We start from the raw sequence: 1,019 nt of genomic DNA on the forward strand, positions 1-1,019 counted from the left end.
CAGCCAGCAGGGGGTGGGCACGGTGCCCAGTACGAAGAAGATCGGCAACGCCAGCGTCCAGCGGTACGAGCAGATCGTGGAGAAGCTGCGCGATGACGTCGCAAAGTTGTCGAATCAACAACCCCAGCACCCAACCCTCCGCACTCCGCGGTGACCCGCGCCTTCGCTGCGAGCCACGGATCTGACGGACCCGTAGGGCGACTTCTCGTGGTCCCAGCGGTAGCGGCAGTCAAGCTCAACAAGGTCGCGGCTGTAAACCAGAGGCGGTCCGGTCCGCCGCCTTGCCCGTACTCCGGTGTTCGCGGCGGCCGTTCCCTTGTGGGTCAAACGACCGGCACACTCAGCGGCCGAGCCGGGCTACTGTGCCCGCCGTACGGGGCTGACAGCGGAACGCAGGTGTGGGCGGGTGTGTCGGTGCACTCGGCTTCGATCTTCCACCGAAGATCCGTAAGGTCATGCACACGCCAAATGCACTCGCCTCTGTCAGTTACCTACGAACTGGAGAACCGTGAACAGAAACCGTTTCAAGGTCGGCGCCATCAGTGCCATCATCGGCGTGGTCTCGACGCTGCTGGTTGGATTGACCGCGAGTCCTGCCTCTGCTGCTGACCCCTGGGAGTGCACCAAGGCCACGAAGACGACGTCAAGCAGCCCCAGCGGGCGGTATCAGTACCTGCCTGCGCGCGGCATCGGCGCCTCCCACTACATCTGCTGGATGGCCTACGGAACCCGAGGCGACGAAGTCAAAGCGCTTCAGGCGGCGATCAACCACTGCTACAACAGCATCCCTAATCTTGTGCCCGATGGCATCTACGGGGACGCCACCAAGGCAGCAGTACGCGCTGTTCAGACGCAGCACCGAATCCACGTAGACGGCGAGTACGGCGAAGACACCTACTACGCCATGATGTTTCCGTTGTATCGGATCGTCGACAATGAGTTCTCTGGCGCCTGCAAATAGGAGCTGTGCGGAACTCGTCAGCGTTGGGTGACCCAGGCCAGAACGTCGGTGGCTGCTA

Annotated in this window: 1 protein-coding gene; it reads left to right on the forward strand. The window is 62.5% G+C overall.

Annotated features, from left to right (window positions below; translation table 11 throughout):
- Positions 1 to 508: 508 nt before the first annotated feature.
- Complete coding sequence (locus AB0I18_RS52145; protein WP_363112910.1) at positions 509 to 961, forward strand: peptidoglycan-binding domain-containing protein; 453 nt, start codon at positions 509 to 511, stop codon at positions 959 to 961.
- Positions 962 to 1,019: the final 58 nt, after the last annotated feature.

This window comes from Streptomyces sp. NPDC050704 (assembly GCF_040654355.1).
Taxonomy (GTDB): domain Bacteria; phylum Actinomycetota; class Actinomycetes; order Streptomycetales; family Streptomycetaceae; genus Streptomyces.